Below are 17,614 nucleotides of genomic sequence, written 5' to 3'. Positions count from 1 at the left end.
GCTCGTCAGCCGGCCGTCCTCGGCCCCCGTCGTTCCCGGCGGGCGACCGCATTCGCGTGAGCCAGCCCGATCAGCTGGTTGACCTCGTCGAACGTCCGCTCGGGGTTGAGCACGCAGATCCAGCCCTGGGCGGCGTAGACCGGGTGCGGCAGGATCTCGTCGATCGCCGAGTAATCAAAACTGTCCTGGGAAAAACGTCGCTGGAACTCGGCCCTCCCCACGTGGAGATTCAGCCGGACGACGTCGGGCCGGTCGAGCTGCGACTCCTCGTCGAAGCCCGGCATGTTCCGGATGACGACGGTCGCGAACGGCTGGTACTGGTCGTCACCGACGTAGAAGAAGTAGTTGCCCCAGTTGCTCTCCGGCGCCTCCGAGCCGTACTCGACGTACAGCTGCTTCACGTCCGGCAGCCGGCTGATCAGCCCGGCCAGGCCCCCGGCGCGGTTCGCGGCCATCTCCGACACGGTCTCGTTCGGATCGGGAGCCTCGCCCGGCGCCACGGCGATGTGCAGGAACGCGTCCGCGGACGCGAGGTCCTCGGCTTCCAGCGGAAAGTGCATCTGGTTCGGTACGTCGCCGCGCCGCTCCGACGCCACTGTCGCCTCCCGGGCGGCCGCCCCGCTGATGAACCGCTGGCTCAGGGCGTCGAGAGCGTGCTCGTAGGTAGTGACGGGAGGGGCCGCCAGGCGGAGCGCCGGAGCCGCGCCGAGGCTTCCGAGAACGACTGCGTAGCGGTCACCGAGCAGCGCGGACAGGATCGAGCCCGCGCTGGCCCACTCGAGTTCTTCCGCGCCCATCGTCATCCGGCTGGGATTGCGCTGCACGTGGCGGTTGTGGGCGTGCAGGAGCGTCGGGCCGCGGTGCTGTTCGATCATCCGGATCTCCAACATGTTCTGCGCCATCCAGGCGTCGCGGACGGCGGACATCCGGCTGAGTCGGTCGGGCCCGTCGATCGCGACCTGCGCGTGGTAGCGGAGCAGGTTGAGCACCGCGGTGCCGCAGGCGCGGGCGCGGTACCAGTCCCGTGCGGTCAGCCTCGGCGCCGCGACGTACAGCGCTCCGATCAGGTCGTCGGTCGCCGCGCGCAGCTGCACGGCCTGCGGCGAGTTCCCCAGGGACGCCGACGGGTCGAACACCTCGTCCCAGGGCTCGTCGTCGCCGAGCAGTTCGTCGAGCGCTCCCCAGCGTTCCGGGGCCACGTACTCGCAGAGTTCGCGCAGGTAGGGACGCGGGCTGGGCGCGGTGACGGTCTCCGTGACCGCGTCCATGCCGTAGAACGTGAGCGGCTGCTCGGAGGAGCGCATCCACTCCACGAGCTCGCGGTTGCCCTCCAGCGCGCCCCAGTTGTGGCTGAACGCGTCGGGCGACCAGGAGTCGGTGCGGCCGTTGACGTAGTCGTCGATCGCGATCGCCGCGATCCGGTCGGTCTCCAACGCGATCGAACGGAACCCGCGCTCCACCAGTTCGGCGAAGACCTCGTTGCGCTGTTCCTGGAACGCGGGGACGGCATGGCTCGGCTCCCCGAGCGCCAGCACGGTCGGACTGTTCTCCAGCAGAGCTTCCAGTGCGGTATCCATACCCTTGAACCGTATCGTTGAACGAGCGGTTGAGGCTTTTCCTCACCAACGCCAGGAGACGCGTGCCGAAACCTCAAACCGGGGTACAGACCCACCGGCCCGTGGACCTGGCCCGCGAACACGGACTGACCGCGCAGGCGGTGCGCAACTACGAACGCCGCGGGGTGCTGCCGCCCGCTTCGCGCACGGCGTCCGGCTACCGGATCTACACCGACCTGCACGCGCACGCGCTGCGCGCGTTTCTCGCGCAACTACCCGCCCACGGGTACGCGACCGGCGGCGAGATCCTCCGTTCGGTCAACGACAACAATGTCGACGACGCCCTGCGCGCTGTTGATCGCAGCCATGCCGTGCTGCTGCGCGACCGGGAGACGCTCGATGCCGTCTCGGCGGCGATCGGGGTGTTGACCGGGGTGCCCGCGCCGGCCGGTGGGGTGTTGCCGGTGAGCGCCGTCGCCCATCGGTTGGGCGTGAGCCCGGCGACGCTGCGGAAGTGGGAGCGGGCGGGGATTCTCGTGCCACCGCGTGACCGTTCGGGCTACCGGTTCTACACGCCTGACGACGTCCGGGACGCCGAGTTGGCCCACCTCCTGCGGCGCGGGGGTTACCTGCTCGGGCACATCGCGACGGTGCTCTCGCAGGTGCGGGGCGCCGGCGGCGTCGAGGCGCTGGCCGATTCGCTGGCCGGTTGGCGCGACCGCCTGACCGACCGGGGCCGCGCGATGCTGTTCGCCGCCGCACGCCTCGACGAGTACCTGCGGTTTCGGGAATCGACTGCAACCGACGCCTGACGTCGGCGTGTTCCTCTATATACCGAGCGGGGGTCGCTGATGGAGCAGGAGTTCGCGGACTTCTATGCCGAGCACTTCCCCTCGCTGTGCAAGCAGCTCTACGCCTACACGGGTGACCGCGGCGAGGCCCAGGAGCTGGTGCAGGAGGCGTTCTCGCGCGGGTGGGCCCACTGGGCCAAGATCCGCGGTTACGACGAACCGGCCGCGTGGGTGCGGACGGTCGCGTGGCGGCTGGCGATCAGCCGGTGGCGGCGCGCCCGCCGGGCGTTGACGTTCCTGGCCGGGCAGCGCGAGGAACCCGTGGTGCCGCCGCCCGACCCGGCGCACGTGGCCCTGGTCGCGGCACTCGCGACGCTACCCGCGAACCACCGCCGGGCGATCGTGCTGCACTACCTGGCCGACCTGCCGATCGCGGAGATCGCGGCGAGCGAGCGGGTGGCCGACGGCACGGTGAAGTCCTGGCTGCACCGCGGGCGGGCAGCACTGGCGGCCCAACTCGGCGAGAGGGCAGCGCGATGAACGAAAACATTGACGAGCACCTTCGGGATCTGCGTGCCGCCGCCGACGAGCCCTACCGGGGCCCCGGCCCGGCCGCCGCCCGAGCCCGCGCCACCCAACGCCGCCGCCGTCTCGGTGCGATGGTCGCTGCCGTGGTCGTGCTCGTCGCGGCCGTCTTCGTCGGACTCTGGCAGGAACGGCCCGACCGGCTGCAGCCGGCCGCTCGCGGCGGATCGTCGTCGACAGGCTCCTCCGAGGTGCCCATACCGACGTCGGCCCCTCCCACTCCCCTGAGCCGATCGGTTTCGGACGACTGGCGCATCGACTGGCCGAACTCGGTGATGAACCTGCCGACCAACGACGGGTGCCCGCACCGGCGGGTGCAATTCACCGACGGCAAGGCGGCCTTCCCGCCGTGGCAGTACTCGATCGGCGCGCCGTCCTACGGCGACTTCACCGGCGACGACCGGGACGACGCCGTGGTGGTCCTCGAGTGCCACGGCGACGCCGACGTCGGCGGCCCGGAGAGCCGGTGGGTGGTCGCCGCGTTCACCAGCAACGAGCGCGGAGGGCCGAAGCCACTCGCGGCCCTCTACGCCGAGCAGTCCTACGTCGTTCCGGTGGTGACGATCGCAGGCCAGGTGATCACGCTCGAACTGCAATTCGCGGGCGGCCCCTGGCGAACCGAGGAGTACCGGTGGGACGGCGAGAAGATGAACCGGATCAGCGTCAGCGAGTCGCCGCATCCGCCCCGGTGAGTACCCTCCACTCGTCCCGAGTCAGCGCGTACTCGACGTCGCCGTTCTCGTCGCCCGGGATCTTGTCCGGCCAGTTGTCCCGGCACGCGCGGACGAACCGCAGCCCGGCCTTCTCCATCACCCGACGCGACGCGCCGTGGACGGCCAGCGCCTCGGCGAAGATCCGCTCGACGCCCAGGTCGGCGAACCCCTTGTCGACGAGCGCCTTCGAGCCCTCGGTGGCGTACCCCTTACCCCACGACGCCTGCCGCAGCCGGTAACCCAGCTCGATGCCGTCGCGCGTGCTGCCGTCGGACCGGACCGGCTTGTCGTTGGGGCGCAGCAGGAACCAGCCGAGGAAGTCGCCGGTGGCCTTCTCGATCGCGATGAAGTAGCCGAACCCCGGGTAGCGGTCGTAGAACGAGAACCAGCGCGGCAACACTTCGTCGCGCAGCACCTCGCGCGGTGTGGCCCGGCCGCCGGTGACGAACCAGGTCACCTTCGGATCGCTGTCGAGTTCGACGATCGCATCGAGGTCGTCGAGAGTCGCTCGCCGCAGCACCAGCCGCTCGGTCTCGAGGAAGATCTGCATTGGATCATTGTGGCGAGTCGGCCCAGCCATTTACGTCGATCGTGTCGCCGACGGAGACCTTGCCGCCCCGCACCACCGAAATCTTGACGCCGAACGCGAGGCCCCCGGGCGCGCGGCGGTACGTGGCGAGCGTCCGCAGCGGCTCCGGGCCGCGTTTCCGGCCGGCGTCCTGATCCACGGTGACCACCGCGCACCGCAGGCACAGCTTCGCGAACGCCAACTCGGTGTCGCCGACCCGGAATCGGCGCAGTCCGTCCTCGGTGTGCGGCTCGTCCCAGCCGTCGACGATCAGGTTCGGCCGGAACCGGGCCATCGGCATCTCGGGCTGGCCCCGCTCGGCCAGGCGGGCGTTGAGAGCGCGCAGCGAGGCCCGCGACAGCAGCATCAGCGGTGAGCTGTCGGCGTAGCTCGCGGTGCCGTCGGTCTCCCCCTTGGTGACGCGCTGGTGCTCGGGCGGCACGCGCATCAACCGGTACGCGCCGCCGAGCACCGTGGCGAGCCAGTCGGCGACGTCGTCGCCCTGGTCGATGCCGGTGTAGGGGTCACCGAACAGCGACACGGGTGACCGGGGTCCCGCCAGGTCGATCGGCACTTCGCAGGGTTCGACGTCCGGCGCGTGCAGCGTCAGCGTCGTGCCGTCGTCGCTGACCGCCGGTCGGATCACCGCGAGCCGCGGGAGGACGCGCTGGGTGCGGAAGTCGCCGTGGGCGTCGGTGACCAGGAACGCGCGGTCGTGCGCCGGTCCGGCCGGACCGATCGTCAGCGAGCCGGCCACGGCGGCGGCGCACGACTTCACGGGGTACGAAGCGAGCTCAACAATCGTTGCCACCCGTCGACTGTAAAAGCATCCGGATTCGAGGTCAGCTGAGGTCGGAGCGGTTGAGGCGGAGGGTGCCGAGCGCGGCGGGGACGGCTATCCAGAGCAGGGACGACGTGAGGAGCTGGGCCCACTCGCGAGCAGCCACACCCGGCGCAGCCAGGGGCATCCTCGACTGCCCGAGATCGAGCCACGGCGACACCGACTCGAGCCCCGGCGCGAGCCTCCCCACGAACGTCCACACAAAAGGCACCACGTAATAGACGACGATCGCCGGCGCCGAATACCACAGCAACAACCCGAACGACGTACCGAACATCGTCGTCAACCAGTTCACGAGCACCAACTGGACGACCACCGACCAGGAGAACTCCCACTCGCTCCCGATCAACATCACGAACGTGATCAGGAACCCCACGACAGACACCACCACCGACAGCACACTCGCCGCCACGAACTTCGCCACCACCACCCGGGACCGCGCCGGCACCAGCACGAACGTCGTCAGCCCGGTGCGCTGCGACCACTCCCCCGTCACCAGCAACAACCCGATCAACGGCACCAGCACCGACACCGGCTGCTGCGCATTCGCCACGACCGACACCCACGTCCGGTCGTCGGCGAACGCCAACTGCACCCCCGTCACCGCGACGACCAGCACCCCGATGGTCACAGGCAACGCCGCACCCGCCCGCGTGTCGACTGCCTTCCGCAGCTCGACCAGAATCACGACGTCACCCCCGTGAGCCGCAGGAACATCGCTTCCAGGTCGTCGCCACCGAGCTCGTCCCGCGTTCCCTGCGCGACGATGCGCCCCCGGGCGACGATCACCAGCCGGTCGGCGGCCCGGTCGACTTCCGCGAGCAGGTGCGACGACAGCAACACCGTGCCGCCCCGGTCCGCGTGCGAGCGCAGCACCTGGCGCATCCACCAGATCCCTTCCGGGTCCAACCCGTTCGCCGGCTCGTCGAGAATCAGCACCTCGGGTTCGCCGAGCAGCGCGTGCGCGATGCCCAACCGCTGGCGCATGCCCAGCGAATAACCGCGCACACGTCGACGTCCGGCGTCAGCCAGCCCCACCTCATCGAGCAGTTCGTCCACCCGATTGGCGTCGATCTGAAGGACGGAAGCCGACAGGGACAGAATTTCGCGGCCGGTACGGCCACCGTGTTGGGCGGAGGCGTCGAGCAGAACCCCGACGCGACGGCCAGGAACGGGAAGTTCGCGGTAGGGCGTGCCACCGATGAGCGCGGAGCCGGACGACGCGGCGGCCAGACCGCAGAGAATCCGCAGCGTGGTGGACTTGCCGGCGCCGTTGGGTCCGAGGAAGCCGGTCACCGTGCCGGGTTCGCAGGTGAAGGAGACGTCGTCGACGGCGAGGCGGTCGCCGTAGCGTTTCGTGAGGTTGTGTACGTCGATCATGGTCCGAGGTTCGCCGGGATCCGGCGTGCGGACATCGGCCGTCGTGCGCGGCCGTACCCCTACTGAAGTAGGGGTTCACCGGCCTCTTCGGCGCACTTACGCTTATTCGGTGAGGCGCTTCGGCACGGTCCTGTTGACGCTGTGCTGCACGGCCCTGCTCGCGCGGTTCGGTGACCAACCGTTCTTGCCGTGGTACGTCGACGTGGCTGTGGCGGCCGGTTGCTGCGTCGCGCTGTGGTGGCGCAACCAGTGGCCGCTGATCCTGGCGCTGGTGTTCACGCCGATCGGCGCCGTGGTGGGCGCGACCACTGCGGCGATCACCGTCGCGGTGTTCGCCGTGGCGGTGGCGCACCGGACCCGGGTAGCGCTGGCCGTGGCCGCCGCGAACCTGGCGACGGTGCCGGTGTTCTTCCTGCTCCACGCCGATCCGGAGTTCCCGATCTGGGTCGACTTCACGCTCCGCGGTGCGCTTCTCGCCGCCGCCGTCGGGTGGGGGTCGGCCGTGCGGACGCAGCGGCATCTCGTGCGGTCGCTGCGTGACCGCGCCGCCCAGCTGGAGGCCGAGCAGCACCTGCGGGTCGACCAGGCGCGCCTCACCGAGCGCACCCGCATCGCCCGCGAGATGCACGACATCCTCGCGCACCGGTTGTCGCTGCTCAGCCTGCACGCGGGCGCGTTGGAGATCCGCACCGACGCGCGCCGCGAAGAGATCGCCGAAGCCGCCGGCGTGATCCGCGCGAACACCCACGAGGCGCTCGAGGACCTTCGCGAGATCATCGGCGTGCTCCGCGCCGAGCCGACGGGCAGTAGCGGGGAACGGCCGCAACCGGACCTGGGCGACCTGCCGGAGCTCGTCGAGACCGCCCGCGCCGCAGGCACCAAGGTTTCCTACAACTGCCATATCGACGCTACGGTGCCGGCCACCGCAGGACGAACCGTGTACCGGCTGGTGCAGGAGGGGCTGACGAACGTGCGCAAGCACGCACCGCACACCACAGCGGACGTGCGTGTCTCCGGTGCACCCGGCGAGGGCCTGGAGGCACGGGTCACGAATCCCCTGCCGATCACACCGCACTCCGCCGTGCCCGGCGCCGGGCTGGGGCTCGTCGGCTTACGCGAACGCTTCGCGCTCGCCGGCGGTCGCCTGGAGCACGGTTCGGACGCGGACGGCCGCTTCCGCCTGGAGGGGTGGTTGCCCTGGCCGACGTGATCCGACTCGCCATCGTGGACGACGATCCGCTGGTGCGGGCGGGGCTGCGGCTGTTGCTGGCCGCTGCGCCCGACATCGTCATCGTGGCCGAGGCTGCGGACGGGGCCGAGGCCGTCCGGGTCGTCGACGCGCACTCGCCGGACGTCGTGCTGATGGACATCCGGATGCCGAACGTCGACGGGTTGGTCGCCACCGAGCGGCTGCGGTCGCGGGCGGACCGGCCGCACGTCGTCGTGCTGACCACGTTCTCGGCCGACGACTACGTGCTGCGGGCGTTGCGTGCCGGGGCGAGCGGATTCCTGTTGAAGGACACTCCGCCGCGGGAGTTGATCCAGGCGGTGCGCACTGTCGTCGCCGGGGACGCGATGTTGTCGCCGTCGGTGACCAGGCAGCTCATCGAGCACGTGGCGGAGAGTGCGCCGCGTCGTGGCCCCGCTCGCGTGCTCCTGGATCGGCTCACGGCCCGTGAGCGTGAGGTCGCGCTGGCGGTGGGGCGTGGCTGTTCGAACGCCGAGATCGCGTCCGAGTTACGCATGAGCCTGCCGACCGTCAAGGCGCACGTGTCCCGCCTACTCACCAAACTTGACGCGACGAACCGCGTCCAGATCGCCCTGGTGGTGCACGACGGCGACGCGTAGTGCGGTGGTCAGCCACTGGACTGTCGGTTGGAGGGACGGGGACTCGGGCCAGCCGTTAAGGCGGGACAGGAGCTGGAAGTAGCGCTCGGCATACGGGTCGGCGCCGACTTCGAGGCGCGTGATCAGCGCCTCCCGGTAGCTCGGGCTGTCGGTCGCGCCGAACTCCGCCGTGTAGGCCGCGACGATCAGTTCGACGACGGGCTTCGCGGCCGCCGACTCCGGGTCGATGTCCGCCGCCAGAGCGTCGCCGACCAGATCCCGGACGTTCTGGGTGAGCGCGCCGTGCAGCCCCGTGCGGTCGCCGGCGGCCCGCTCGGCCGCCTGGTGCTCGGCGGCGCGCCGGGCCGCGGCTCGGAACTGCGTGTCCTGAATGAGCTCGGCCAACGCGACCCAGTCCGCGAGCTGCTGCGGGCTCGGATCCTCGGGCAGATCCGGCAGCGCCGTCCGCATCATCTCGACGAACTCGGGATTGGTGTCCAGGTCTCCGAACGTCTCCTCGACGAACGTCGACACGAGACGCTCGCGCTCAGCGGCGGAGAGACGGGCAAGTCGATGCATGAGAGGAACCTCCGAGGGGTCGGTGCCGCGCGCCGCGATCAGCGACAGCACCGTTCGTTGGGCGGTCAGACTGCGGATCTGGACGTCGAGCGCCTCGACGTGCGCCGCGGCGACCTCGTCGAGCGACACGTGCCGGTCCACGACCCGCCGGATCGTCGCGAGGTCGAGGCCCAGGTCGCGCAGCGTCCGGACCAGCTCCAGGCGCGCTACGGCGTCGGCGTCGTAGCGCCGGTACCCGGCCGCGCTCCGGTCCGTCGGCGGCACGATGCCGGCGTCGGCGTAGAAGCGGATGGTCCGGACGGACAGGCCGGTCCGGCGGGCCAGCTCACCGATCGAGTACAGGTCGTCCACGCGACAAGCGTGCGGCCTCCACCCGCTGGAGACTCAAGCGGTCCGCGCACGCCCGAGGCGCTCGGCGTTGTGGTGCACCTGCAGCCAGAGTGCCCGGCCGCGCACTTCGGTGGGCGTCGGGCCGCCGGGCGCGAGGGCTTCCCACGATCAGCAGGAGAAGCAACCCGACGCCGGTCGACAGGCTGTAGAAATGCAACCAGTCGACCGGCATCGCCCGGATCACCGGCGCGAGCAGGAGCGCCACCGCACCGAACGCAACCGCTACCACCCGGCCACGCCGCACCAGCCCCGCCACGGTCACTCGCAGACGATAACTAGTTCAGTGGCTGGAACTCGTTATTTCGGCCTTGTCGTAGACGCAGGAAACCCGCGGTGAGCAGGGCGACGGTGACGACGGTGATCGTGACGTCACCGAGGAGCGCCTGGGTCGGGGAGGCCGGTGCGTAGTTCGGCACCACGTAGGCGACGGCAGCCGCCAGCACTAGCGGTCCGGAGAACGCGGCGAGCACGTGTCGCTGGGTCCAGCCCGGACGCTGCGACCAGCGGACGATCACGACGGTCGCGGTGAGGATCACCGCGACGTTGATCGCGACGCCGCCCCAGCCGGGGACGAGGTCCGAGCTGGCCGCCGCTATCAGAGTGACCACCGCACACCAAAAAGCCGCTGGCGCTGGCTTGGTGCGCGGATCACTCCAGGCCTTCGGCCGCGGCCAACTCCACGCAAGCCGCCGCGCCAACGATCGCGGCACGAACGCCGGCCCGACGAGCACGACAATGCTCGCGACCGCCACCCCGATCTGGTGCGGCGCCGCGGCAAAGCCCTTGGTGGCGTCGGAATGAATGAGCAGACTGCCGAGCACGAACAGAACCCCGACCGCACCCAGACCCCACCGGCCGAGCCACGGCTCACGACGCCCCTGCGGACCGACGATCGACTCGACGACCACGATCGGCAGGCAGACGCTCAGCACGATGTGGTTACCGACGAAGTTGAGCGCGTCGCCGACGCTGAGCCCGAGGCCCGGTAGCTGGGTCAGCGTGGCGTCGCGGATCATGCCGGCGTATTCGGTGTCGTCGAGGTAGTCGGGGTTGAACAGCGACTGGTCGACGAGGCCCGCCATGAACACGCCGAACGCGGCGCCGAGCAGCGCGATCGACGGCCAGCCGCGACCGGCTCTGCGCACGGCTTCGCGGATGAGGATCACCGCGCCGCCGTACATCGGGCCGAGGAACACCACGACGATCAGGTAGTCGCGGAGGGCGAATCCGCCCCACGAGCATTCGGCGGCCCACGGCGCCAGCACCCCCAGCGCGACCACTGCCGCGATCCGCCGTCGACGGGACATCGGTGACTCCTCCCGGGTTCCGCGCGGGCGTTCGCACCGGCGCATCCCCAGAGTCAGCCCCGCCGCGCGTCCACCTCAGCGGCCGGAGGTAGCCCACCCATAGACCTAAGTCGACGCATGGTCGAGGATCTCGTCGACCGACCACTGGTCGTAGGCGTGCGTGCCGCGCTTCGACGCGACGACAGCGCCGCCGGGAGCGATCAGGAAGTCAGCGGGGAGTCCCAGCCGACCACCGGGCTGGGCCAGCGCTGGTGACCGGTCACGCCGCCGGATTCCGGCGACGACCGCCCGCACGATCACGGGCCAGACCCGCGGGTCGAGCAGCGCCCGGCGTCCGGCTTCGACGCCCCATTCCCGGTACAGCGTCTTGTCGGGGTCGGCGACCAGCGCGAACGGCACATCCGCCGCGTACTCGCGCAACTCGTCGACCGGCGAGTGGAACACGACGACCTCCCGCACCCCGGCGGCAACGATCTCGTCATGACGCTCGACGATCGTCCGTAAGTGCAGGTTGCAGATCGGGCAGCCGGCGAACCGCCGGAACTGCAGGTGGACGAAGCCGTCGGTCGGCTCGAGGCTCACCGCCTCGCCGAGCACGGTCTGAAGCATCACGGCCTCCTCGTTAGCGTACGGCCTACGCTCACCACCGTAAGCGTAGGCCGTACGCTGTCAAGTGCCATGCCTCGACCACGCTCACTGACTCCCGACCAACTCGCCGTTGCCGCGCTCGCGGTGGCTGACCGGCGGGACCTGTCGATGCGCACTGTCGCCGCCGAGCTCGGGATGAGCACGATGGGGCTGTACCGGTACGTGGCCGACCGGGAGGAACTCGAGCGGCTGGTCGTCGACCACGTCTTCGAGACGGTGGACACCGACCCGCCGACGGGCCCGTGGGAAGAACAGGTCGTGGAGCTGGCCGCGCGGGCCCGCGCCGCGTTCGCCGCACATCCGGCGGTCGTCGCGCTGACGCTCACTCACCGGCACCAGTCGCCGGGCACCCTGCGCTGGGCGGAGTCGCTGCTCGCCGTCCTCACCGACGCCGGGTTCGCCGACCGCGAGCGGGTGATCGCGGTGCGGGCGGTGTTCAGCTATCTGGTCGGCGCGATGCAACTCGAGCACCTCGGGCCCCTGTCCGGCACGGGCACCCGAGCGCTGGCCGACCTACCCGCCGACGACTTCCCGCACACGACCGCGAACGCACGAAGAGCCCTGGCGTTGTCCGCCGACGAGGAGTTCACCGAAGGCCTGCAAGCCCTACTCCGCGGCCTGGCCGCTTTGCGATAACGCCGCTGCGCGAGTGGTCCGGGCGGGAGAATTTTCGGGTGACCGGGTCCGTTCTCACGCGTCCGTGGTGGACGACGTTGCTCGTCGTCGATTATCTGTTCGGCGCGCACCTGCTGGTGGTCTTCGGGTGGGCGTGGCTGGGTCCGAAGAGCTTCGGGCTCGCGTTTTTCGCCGTGGGCGGGGTGCCGTTGATCGGCCTGGCGATCCTCGTCGGGTGGGCGATCCTCGGCGCCACGTGGCGGAATCCCGGACCCCGGCCGGCCGTGGACGCGCTCGTCGCGGCCGGTGTCGGCGCCCTGGCCGCGCCGATTCTCGCGGTGCCGCTGCTCGTGCTCTGGGCGTGGGCGTCATGAAGCTCGCCACCGTCGCGGTGCTCACCGCGCTCGGCGTGTGGGGCGGCCTCTGGGCCTTCCAACTGGCCCTCCACCTCGCGGGCTCCACCGCGCCGTACCGACCGGCGAACCCGGTCCTGCTCGCGGGGGCGATCGCCGCAGGGGCAGCGATCGGATGGGCAGTGCTGCTGACTTCCCGACCGCCGTCGATCGTTCGGGCGAGCGCGTTGGGTGTCCTGACCGTCGTTCTCCCGATCGGCGAGCTCGCGTTGCTGCTTCCGAGTCACGTCTACCCGTGGTGAGCATTGTGGGCGTCGCTGACGTCCCGCCAGCGGTCGTGAGGGTCGAGGAGGTGCCTCTCCGCCTCCTCGACGGCCTCTTCGACGCTGTCGAACAGCGCCACCCACCGCTTGCCCTCCGCCCCGCCCTGGGCGACCTCGACCTCGAAGCGGGTGCCGTCACCGCGCACGTAGACGTCACGGCGCCCCAGCCGCCCCCATTGCTGGTTCCACCAGTGCCGGACCACTCGCATACCCGCAGGATACGAACGTGTGTTCGATCAAGTCGAGTGCGTGCCGCGTTTACCCACCCAGCGGAGGAGAACAAGTGAAACTCCGGCCCGTCGCCGAGCCCGACCTCGTCCTGTTCCAGTTGCTGCGCACCGATCCCGACTTCTGGGGCCTGAGCTGGCCCGGGTTCGCCGACCCGGGCGAGCCCGCACGCCGTCTCGCGAAGGACGGATTTTTCAGCGACGGGAACAGTTGGCTCGTGGCGGAGCACGACGCCGAGGCCGTCGCGCTGCTCAACTGGCGTACGGCCTCGTTCGGCGTACCGCGGCTGAGCTGGGAGATCGGCATCGTCGTCGTGCCGGAGCGACGGGGCCAGGGCATCGGCTGGCGGGCCCAGGCCATGCTCTGCGACTACCTGTTCACCCGCGAGCCGATCCAGCGGATCCAGGCCGGCACCCGCGTCGAGAACATCCCCGAGCAGAAGTCCCTGGTGAAGGCCGGCTTCCACCTGGAGGGCCGCATCCGCGCCGCGGAGTTCAGCGACGGCGAGTGGCGAGACGGCCTCCTCTACAGCCGCCTACGCACCGACCCGTCCCCCGAGATCCCGTGACCCGAAGAAGCTCCGGACCTCGTCGACGAAGAGGGAGGGCACCTCGAGGGCGGCGAAGTGGCCGCCCTGTTCGTACTCGGCCCAGTGGACGATGTTGTTCAGCGGCTCGGCGTACTTGCGGATCGCCACGTCCTCGGCGAAGTTCGCCACCCCGGTCGGCACCGCGGACGGCGTCGGCCAGTTCTTTGAATGCATTGACTCGAAGTACATCTGCGCCGACGACGCCCCGGTGTTGGTCAGCCAGTACAGCGTCGCGTGGTCGAGCACGTGCGCCGCGGCGATCGACCCCGCCGGATGCGCCCAGTCGTGGAACTTCTCGCCGATCCACGCGAGCTGCCCGGCCGGCGAGTCGGCGAGCGCGAACCCGAGCGTGTGCGGGCGGCTGGCCTGGATCTGGAAGTAGCCACTCCCGTCGTTCAGAAAGCGTTCGCGACGCTCCAACCGCACCTTCTCCGCATCGGTGAACTCACCCTCCGGAGCCTCGAACGGGATGAACCCGACCGTCGCCGCGTTCACGTGCACCGCCGCCACGCGCTCCGGGTCCACCCGGCCCAGGTCCGGCGCGATGAACGCGCCGAAGTCGCCACCCTGGGCGAAGTACCGCTCGTACCCCAGCGAGGCCATCAACGCCGCATACGCGGACGCGATCCGGTTGCTGTCCCAGCCCGCCGCGGCCGGTCCGGTGAGACCGAAGTTGGGGTGCGAGGGGATCACCAGGTGGAAGTCCTCGGTGAGCGGCTCGATGACGTCGAGAAATTCGAGGACCGAACCGGGCCACCCGTGCAGCAGGATCAGCGGCGACGCATTTTCGTGCGGGGACCGCACGTGCAGGAAGTGGATCGGCTGCCCGTCGATCTCGGTGACGAACTGCGGATATGCGTTGAGCCGGGCCTCGGTCGCCCGCCAGTCGTGCGTGGGCCACTGGACGAGCAGCTCGTCCAGCCAGGAAACGGGAACACCGCGCGACCAGTCGACGTCGGGCACCTGCGACGGCCGCCGCGTGTCGGCCACCCGACGGTGCAGGTCGTCGATCGCGGCCTGCGGAAACTCGATGCGGAAAGGTGTCATGGGAGAACTCTCCCCACCAATGAGGTCAGCTTCTGTCCTCGTTGCGCGCGAGAATCGAGGCATGCTCGAAACGTCCGCTCGCCTCCTCCGGCTGCTGTCACTGCTGCAGCAGCACCAGGACTGGTCCGGGCCGCAGCTGGCCGACCGCCTCGGCGTCACCGTGCGCACGGTGCGCCGGGACGTCGATCGGCTGCGTGAACTCGGCTATCCGGTGCACGGCACGGTCGGCAACACCGGCGGTTACCGCCTGGGCGCGGGCAGCAGCATGCCGCCGCTGCTGCTCGACGACGAGGAGACGGTCGCCGTGGCCGTCGGGTTGCGTACCGCGGCGAACGCCTCGATCGAGGGCATCGAGGAGACGTCCGTGCGTGCGCTGATGAAGCTCGAGCAGATCCTGCCGTCGCGGCTCCGGCATCGGGTGTCCGCGTTCAGCGCGTCCACCGTCAGCGCCAACCGTCCCACCGCCGTGGTTTCCGCCGATTTGCTGACGACGCTCGCCGCGGCCTGCCGCGACCACCGGCGGCTGCGGATCGACTACCGGAGCCACGACGGCAGCGAGTCACTCCGGCAGGTCGAGCCGCACAAGCTCGTGCACGCCGGGCGCCGCTGGTACCTGGTGGCGTTCGACCTGGACCGCGACGATTGGCGGACGTTCCGCGTCGACCGACTCCGGCCGTGGACGCCACCCGGCCCGCGGTTCATGCCGCGCACTCCCCCGGACGTGGACATCGGCGCGTACGCGTCCTGGGCGGTTGGGGTGCAGCAGTACCGCTACCAGGCGCGGTTCACGATGCACGCGCCGGCCGAGCAGGTGGCGGCGAAGGTCTCGGCCGAGGCCGGACTCATCGAGGCGACCGGCTCCGACGAGTGCACGCTGCGCGCCGGCTCGAACTCGCTCGACGGGCTCGCGCTCCACGTCACGCTGCTCGGCTTCGAGTTCACGGTGCACGAGCCCCCCGAACTGATCGAGCGGTTCCGCGTCCTCCGCGATCGCATGAACCACGCCGTCGGTTGACCGCGTCGCGAGGATGGGCGCATGGTCGACGGCTGGGCAGTGGACACACCGACGCTGAGCGCGCACGCGGCCGCCATCGCCACGCTGCGGATGCGCGTCGACGACGTCGCGGCCGAGTCGCGCGGGCTGCACTGGGACGACGACTCGTTCGGCTCGCTGGCCGGCTGGATCGCCGAGGCGCTGGAGCGCGTGACCGTCCGGCAGGTCGGGCTCGTCGAGTACATCGCGGAGAACTTCGAGCTGATCTCGCAGGGGTTGTGGGACACGGTCGAGTCGCGGGAAGGTGCGGAGCCCGCGGGTCGGTGGGCGATCGGTCTGCCGGGCCCCGCACGGGGAGAAAACGGCGGCACGATCGTGATCCGCGGTCCGCGCACCCTCCACAAACCCGAAACCCAGTTCATCGAGCTGCTCGAGGAGATCTCCGCCGGCGAGTGGGTCGATCCTCGGTTAGGCCCCGGCCTGCCGCCCCCGCGTGCGACCGGTTCACCGCCGTCGGCATCGCTGCCGCTGCGCGGCATCCTGAACGGCCTCACGGGGACGCCGGACGCGGTGGCGTCGCAGGCCGAGGTGCTCGAGATGGGAGCCGCCGTGCTCCACGCCGCCGGCGCCGACCTGTACCGGATCCTGCAGCCGGTGCTGCACTGGCCGGGTCACGAGGCCGACGAGTACCTCACGCTCATGAACCACAACATCGACGCGCTGGGCCAGCTGGTCGGCACGTCGATGGCGATCGCGTCGTGCGCACGAGCCGCGAACCTGCTCGTCGGCCACGTGCGGGGCCTGGTCGTCGAGCTGGCTGCCGCTGACGCTCCCGACTCCCACCAGCGCGCCCTGGAACACGTGTCAGCGCTGGTAGCGAGCCTCACGTCGCTGGCTCGTCTCGTCGACTGAGCCGGTCGAAGGCTGTTGCGGCGAAGCCGCGGGCCTCGGCCACGTCCGCGGCGAGCAGGAAGCCGTTCGCGACGGCGTCCTCGGCGCTGCGGCTGAACGCCGCGAGGTAGTCGTCCCGGCCACCCGGATAGCGCTCGGCGAGCGTGGCCCCGTCGAACGGCACGGTGGTGCCGTACAGCAACGCGGCCCCGCCGGACTTCTCCTGCCCGAGCCCCGACAGCACCCCGGTCGGAACGTCCACCCAGGGCGTCCGCACACCACCCCGAGCCAGACCGTCCGCATCCAGCACGAGCTCCTCACCGGCGGTTTCCAGTCGTACCGCGGTACCCGGGGATACCCTCTCCCGCACCCACCTCTCCAGCGCCGCAACCGCCGCCTGCCCGACATAGTGCTGCTGCAGCCCACTGTTGATCGCCACACCCAGATCCGGCCCCAACGGACTACTCGTCGGAGCGAGCAGCTCAGCGATGTCCGCCTCACCGGAGTCCTGGAACCCGGCCTTGATCGTGTACAGATCGGCGTGCGACGCCCCGGCGATCTCCCACAGCCGGAAACACTCGCTGTCGGGCTGCCGGGACTCCAGCGACTGCAGCACGCCGACGACGTCGGTCTCGGTCTGCAGTGTGAGCACCGGCGCGCGGCTGTCGTCGCGCACCCGGACCCGTCCGGCACGTACCTCGCCGTCCCAGCCCTGCAGGTCCGCGGGCCTCCCCGGGCGCCCATGGACGAGGAACCCGTCGTAGACCCCGGTCCGCGCTGCGACCGCATTCACGTACGTGACCAGGTACGCAGCCGATTGCGACGCCCCGGCCGCGAGCAGGCAATCCGTCGGCAAGAGCACTTGGACGAGGCGCCCGGCCTGCGTGAAGATGTCGTACGAGAACGCGTCACCGGGATGTTCGAGGGCCGCGTAGCGGACCGGGTTGCTGCTCTTGAGCGACGGCAGTGCGGGGAACCAGCCCGCCCCGTCGCGCTCCGGCCGGAACGCGCCACCACCGACCACACCCTCGCGCTGCGCGGAGACTCCCACCCATGCCATGCGCTCCCGGACGAGATGCCGGTGCACGGTGAGCCACTCGGCGGCCACGTCGGCACCGGACGAGACGTTCAGCCATTCGACGACAACCGTGCCGTTGAAGCCCTCGTTCGGCCGGTTCACGACGATCCGGGTGCAGAACCCCGCCTCGCCGGCCGCGCGGACCTCCCAGCGCCCGTCGTCTCCGGTGTCACCGTCCGGCTCGTACGCCGTCGCCGTGCCCGCGACCAGGTACTCCTCGGTGCGATAGCCCACGACGTCCAGATCGAACGACGTCGAGATCAGCACCGGAGGACCCTCCAGCGGTCCGCTCAGCTCCGCCATCGGTCCAT

At 70.4% G+C, this 17,614-nt stretch carries 22 protein-coding genes and 1 pseudogene; 11 read left to right on the top strand and 12 right to left on the bottom strand.

The features are described from left to right. Nucleotides 1-5: 5 nt before the first annotated feature. Nucleotides 6-1,577, bottom strand: coding sequence for a DUF6194 family protein (locus ACGFY5_RS39055; protein WP_392728868.1), 1,572 nt, complete (start codon nucleotides 1,575-1,577; stop codon nucleotides 6-8). A 62-nt stretch (nucleotides 1,578-1,639) separates the two neighbouring features. Here ACGFY5_RS39055 and ACGFY5_RS39050 point away from each other — a divergent pair, with 62 nt between their 5' ends. Genes ACGFY5_RS39050 through ACGFY5_RS39040 form a run of 3 tightly spaced genes read left to right on the top strand, consistent with a single transcriptional unit; the run spans nucleotide 1,640 to nucleotide 3,624 of the window. Further along, nucleotides 1,640-2,368 carry a TioE family transcriptional regulator gene (locus ACGFY5_RS39050; RefSeq protein ID WP_392728867.1) on the top strand — a complete coding sequence of 243 codons (729 nt, stop codon included), beginning with the start codon at nucleotides 1,640-1,642 and terminating at the stop codon, nucleotides 2,366-2,368. 39 nt (nucleotides 2,369-2,407) lie between these two features. Then, a complete protein-coding gene (locus ACGFY5_RS39045; protein WP_392728865.1) occupies nucleotides 2,408-2,887 on the top strand; it encodes an RNA polymerase sigma factor in 480 nt (159 codons plus the stop codon). Continuing rightward, entirely contained in the window at nucleotides 2,884-3,624 is a 741-nt protein-coding gene (locus tag ACGFY5_RS39040) for a hypothetical protein (protein ID WP_392728863.1), read from the top strand. Before ACGFY5_RS39045 ends, ACGFY5_RS39040 begins: the two co-directional genes overlap by 4 nt. Here the strand turns inward: ACGFY5_RS39040 and ACGFY5_RS39035 are convergent. From ACGFY5_RS39035 to ACGFY5_RS39020, 4 genes and pseudogenes are all read right to left on the bottom strand, one after another. Further along, on the bottom strand, nucleotides 3,596-4,195 hold the full coding sequence (locus tag ACGFY5_RS39035; protein ID WP_392728860.1) for a GNAT family N-acetyltransferase: 600 nt from the start codon (nucleotides 4,193-4,195) through the stop codon (nucleotides 3,596-3,598). The two genes, ACGFY5_RS39040 and ACGFY5_RS39035, sit on opposite strands and share 29 nt — an antisense overlap. A gap of 4 nt (nucleotides 4,196-4,199) precedes the next feature. After that, nucleotides 4,200-5,024, bottom strand: a complete 825-nt coding sequence (locus tag ACGFY5_RS39030) for an MOSC domain-containing protein (RefSeq protein WP_392728858.1) — start codon at nucleotides 5,022-5,024, stop codon at nucleotides 4,200-4,202. 31 nt (nucleotides 5,025-5,055) lie between these two features. After that, nucleotides 5,056-5,742, bottom strand: coding sequence for a hypothetical protein (locus ACGFY5_RS39025; protein ID WP_392728857.1), 687 nt, complete (start codon nucleotides 5,740-5,742; stop codon nucleotides 5,056-5,058). Nucleotides 5,743-5,783: 41 nt separating this feature from the next. Beyond that, nucleotides 5,784-6,434 (bottom strand): annotated as a pseudogene (locus ACGFY5_RS39020) (ABC transporter ATP-binding protein); the annotation flags it as partial. A 109-nt stretch (nucleotides 6,435-6,543) separates the two neighbouring features. Between ACGFY5_RS39020 and ACGFY5_RS39015 the strand changes: the two are divergent. Together ACGFY5_RS39015 and ACGFY5_RS39010 are read left to right on the top strand one after the other, a co-directional pair. After that, nucleotides 6,544-7,644 carry a sensor histidine kinase gene (locus tag ACGFY5_RS39015; protein WP_392728856.1) on the top strand — a complete coding sequence of 367 codons (1,101 nt, stop codon included), beginning with the start codon at nucleotides 6,544-6,546 and terminating at the stop codon, nucleotides 7,642-7,644. After that, nucleotides 7,632-8,282, top strand: coding sequence for a response regulator (locus ACGFY5_RS39010; protein WP_392729081.1), 651 nt, complete (start codon nucleotides 7,632-7,634; stop codon nucleotides 8,280-8,282). The genes ACGFY5_RS39015 and ACGFY5_RS39010 overlap by 13 nt, the downstream gene beginning before the upstream one ends. On the opposite strand, the gene ACGFY5_RS39005 is transcribed toward ACGFY5_RS39010, so the two are convergent. The 4 genes from ACGFY5_RS39005 to ACGFY5_RS38990 all read right to left on the bottom strand — a co-directional run bounded on the left by ACGFY5_RS39005 (nucleotide 8,214) and on the right by ACGFY5_RS38990 (nucleotide 11,146). After that, complete coding sequence (locus tag ACGFY5_RS39005; protein WP_392728854.1) at nucleotides 8,214-9,191, bottom strand: MerR family transcriptional regulator; 978 nt, start codon at nucleotides 9,189-9,191, stop codon at nucleotides 8,214-8,216. The genes ACGFY5_RS39010 and ACGFY5_RS39005 overlap by 69 nt on opposite strands. Beyond that, the gene (locus ACGFY5_RS39000; protein ID WP_392728852.1) at nucleotides 9,166-9,492 is read right to left on the bottom strand and encodes a hypothetical protein; all 327 of its coding nucleotides are present in this window, start codon (nucleotides 9,490-9,492) and stop codon (nucleotides 9,166-9,168) included. The genes ACGFY5_RS39005 and ACGFY5_RS39000 overlap by 26 nt, the downstream gene beginning before the upstream one ends. Nucleotides 9,493-9,505: 13 nt before the next feature. After that, the gene (locus ACGFY5_RS38995; RefSeq protein WP_392728851.1) at nucleotides 9,506-10,537 is read right to left on the bottom strand and encodes a hypothetical protein; all 1,032 of its coding nucleotides are present in this window, start codon (nucleotides 10,535-10,537) and stop codon (nucleotides 9,506-9,508) included. A 105-nt stretch (nucleotides 10,538-10,642) separates the two neighbouring features. Beyond that, nucleotides 10,643-11,146, bottom strand: coding sequence for a peroxiredoxin-like family protein (locus ACGFY5_RS38990; RefSeq protein WP_392728850.1), 504 nt, complete (start codon nucleotides 11,144-11,146; stop codon nucleotides 10,643-10,645). A 69-nt stretch (nucleotides 11,147-11,215) separates the two neighbouring features. Here ACGFY5_RS38990 and ACGFY5_RS38985 point away from each other — a divergent pair, with 69 nt between their 5' ends. Genes ACGFY5_RS38985 through ACGFY5_RS38975 form a run of 3 tightly spaced genes read left to right on the top strand, consistent with a single transcriptional unit; the run spans nucleotide 11,216 to nucleotide 12,455 of the window. Further along, entirely contained in the window at nucleotides 11,216-11,821 is a 606-nt protein-coding gene (locus tag ACGFY5_RS38985) for a TetR/AcrR family transcriptional regulator C-terminal domain-containing protein (protein WP_392728847.1), read from the top strand. A 38-nt stretch (nucleotides 11,822-11,859) separates the two neighbouring features. Further along, entirely contained in the window at nucleotides 11,860-12,174 is a 315-nt protein-coding gene (locus ACGFY5_RS38980) for a hypothetical protein (protein WP_392728845.1), read from the top strand. After that, a complete protein-coding gene (locus tag ACGFY5_RS38975; RefSeq protein ID WP_392728842.1) occupies nucleotides 12,171-12,455 on the top strand; it encodes a hypothetical protein in 285 nt (94 codons plus the stop codon). Before ACGFY5_RS38980 ends, ACGFY5_RS38975 begins: the two co-directional genes overlap by 4 nt. Here the strand turns inward: ACGFY5_RS38975 and ACGFY5_RS38970 are convergent. Then, on the bottom strand, nucleotides 12,443-12,685 hold the full coding sequence (locus ACGFY5_RS38970) for a hypothetical protein (protein WP_392728840.1): 243 nt from the start codon (nucleotides 12,683-12,685) through the stop codon (nucleotides 12,443-12,445). The genes ACGFY5_RS38975 and ACGFY5_RS38970 overlap by 13 nt on opposite strands. 74 nt (nucleotides 12,686-12,759) lie before the next feature. Between ACGFY5_RS38970 and ACGFY5_RS38965 the strand changes: the two genes are divergently transcribed. Further along, nucleotides 12,760-13,272: a GNAT family N-acetyltransferase gene (locus tag ACGFY5_RS38965; RefSeq protein ID WP_392728838.1), complete on the top strand. Its 513-nt coding sequence runs from the start codon at nucleotides 12,760-12,762 to the stop codon at nucleotides 13,270-13,272. On the opposite strand, the gene ACGFY5_RS38960 is transcribed toward ACGFY5_RS38965, so the two are convergent. Next, complete coding sequence (locus ACGFY5_RS38960; protein WP_392728837.1) at nucleotides 13,240-14,340, bottom strand: epoxide hydrolase family protein; 1,101 nt, start codon at nucleotides 14,338-14,340, stop codon at nucleotides 13,240-13,242. The genes ACGFY5_RS38965 and ACGFY5_RS38960 overlap by 33 nt on opposite strands. 61 nt (nucleotides 14,341-14,401) lie before the next feature. On the opposite strand from ACGFY5_RS38960, the gene ACGFY5_RS38955 reads away from it, so the two are divergent. Both ACGFY5_RS38955 and ACGFY5_RS38950 read left to right on the top strand, forming a co-directional pair. After that, the gene (locus ACGFY5_RS38955) at nucleotides 14,402-15,355 is read left to right on the top strand and encodes a helix-turn-helix transcriptional regulator (protein ID WP_392728835.1); all 954 of its coding nucleotides are present in this window, start codon (nucleotides 14,402-14,404) and stop codon (nucleotides 15,353-15,355) included. A gap of 21 nt (nucleotides 15,356-15,376) precedes the next feature. Further along, nucleotides 15,377-16,246 (top strand): hypothetical protein, encoded by an 870-nt coding sequence (locus ACGFY5_RS38950; protein WP_392728833.1) that lies wholly within the window; start codon nucleotides 15,377-15,379, stop codon nucleotides 16,244-16,246. Here the strand turns inward: ACGFY5_RS38950 and ACGFY5_RS38945 are convergent. Further along, entirely contained in the window at nucleotides 16,218-17,606 is a 1,389-nt protein-coding gene (locus ACGFY5_RS38945; protein ID WP_392728831.1) for an alpha/beta hydrolase domain-containing protein, read from the bottom strand. The two genes, ACGFY5_RS38950 and ACGFY5_RS38945, sit on opposite strands and share 29 nt — an antisense overlap. Nucleotides 17,607-17,614: the final 8 nt, after the last annotated feature.

The organism is Cryptosporangium sp. NPDC048952 (genome assembly GCF_043197895.1).
Classification (GTDB): Bacteria; Actinomycetota; Actinomycetes; order Mycobacteriales; family Cryptosporangiaceae; genus Cryptosporangium.
This window is presented reverse-complemented; position numbering and strand designations above follow the sequence as displayed.

What these genes read in the sequence shown, in the direction of transcription:
- ACGFY5_RS39055 (WP_392728868.1), bottom strand. Translation starts at nt 1,577, where the DNA reads ATGGATACCGCACTGGAAGCTCTGCTGGAGAACAGTCCGACCGTGCTG.
- ACGFY5_RS39045 (WP_392728865.1), top strand. Translation starts at nt 2,408, where the DNA reads ATGGAGCAGGAGTTCGCGGACTTCTATGCCGAGCACTTCCCCTCGCTG.
- ACGFY5_RS39040 (WP_392728863.1), top strand. Translation starts at nt 2,884, where the DNA reads ATGAACGAAAACATTGACGAGCACCTTCGGGATCTGCGTGCCGCCGCC.
- ACGFY5_RS39035 (WP_392728860.1), bottom strand. Translation starts at nt 4,195, where the DNA reads ATGCAGATCTTCCTCGAGACCGAGCGGCTGGTGCTGCGGCGAGCGACT.
- ACGFY5_RS38995 (WP_392728851.1), bottom strand. Translation starts at nt 10,537, where the DNA reads ATGTCCCGTCGACGGCGGATCGCGGCAGTGGTCGCGCTGGGGGTGCTG.
- ACGFY5_RS38990 (WP_392728850.1), bottom strand. Translation starts at nt 11,146, where the DNA reads ATGCTTCAGACCGTGCTCGGCGAGGCGGTGAGCCTCGAGCCGACCGAC.
- ACGFY5_RS38985 (WP_392728847.1), top strand. Translation starts at nt 11,216, where the DNA reads ATGCCTCGACCACGCTCACTGACTCCCGACCAACTCGCCGTTGCCGCG.
- ACGFY5_RS38975 (WP_392728842.1), top strand. Translation starts at nt 12,171, where the DNA reads ATGAAGCTCGCCACCGTCGCGGTGCTCACCGCGCTCGGCGTGTGGGGC.
- ACGFY5_RS38970 (WP_392728840.1), bottom strand. Translation starts at nt 12,685, where the DNA reads ATGCGAGTGGTCCGGCACTGGTGGAACCAGCAATGGGGGCGGCTGGGG.
- ACGFY5_RS38960 (WP_392728837.1), bottom strand. Translation starts at nt 14,340, where the DNA reads ATGACACCTTTCCGCATCGAGTTTCCGCAGGCCGCGATCGACGACCTG.
- ACGFY5_RS38955 (WP_392728835.1), top strand. Translation starts at nt 14,402, where the DNA reads ATGCTCGAAACGTCCGCTCGCCTCCTCCGGCTGCTGTCACTGCTGCAG.
- ACGFY5_RS38950 (WP_392728833.1), top strand. Translation starts at nt 15,377, where the DNA reads ATGGTCGACGGCTGGGCAGTGGACACACCGACGCTGAGCGCGCACGCG.
- ACGFY5_RS38945 (WP_392728831.1), bottom strand. Translation starts at nt 17,606, where the DNA reads ATGGCGGAGCTGAGCGGACCGCTGGAGGGTCCTCCGGTGCTGATCTCG.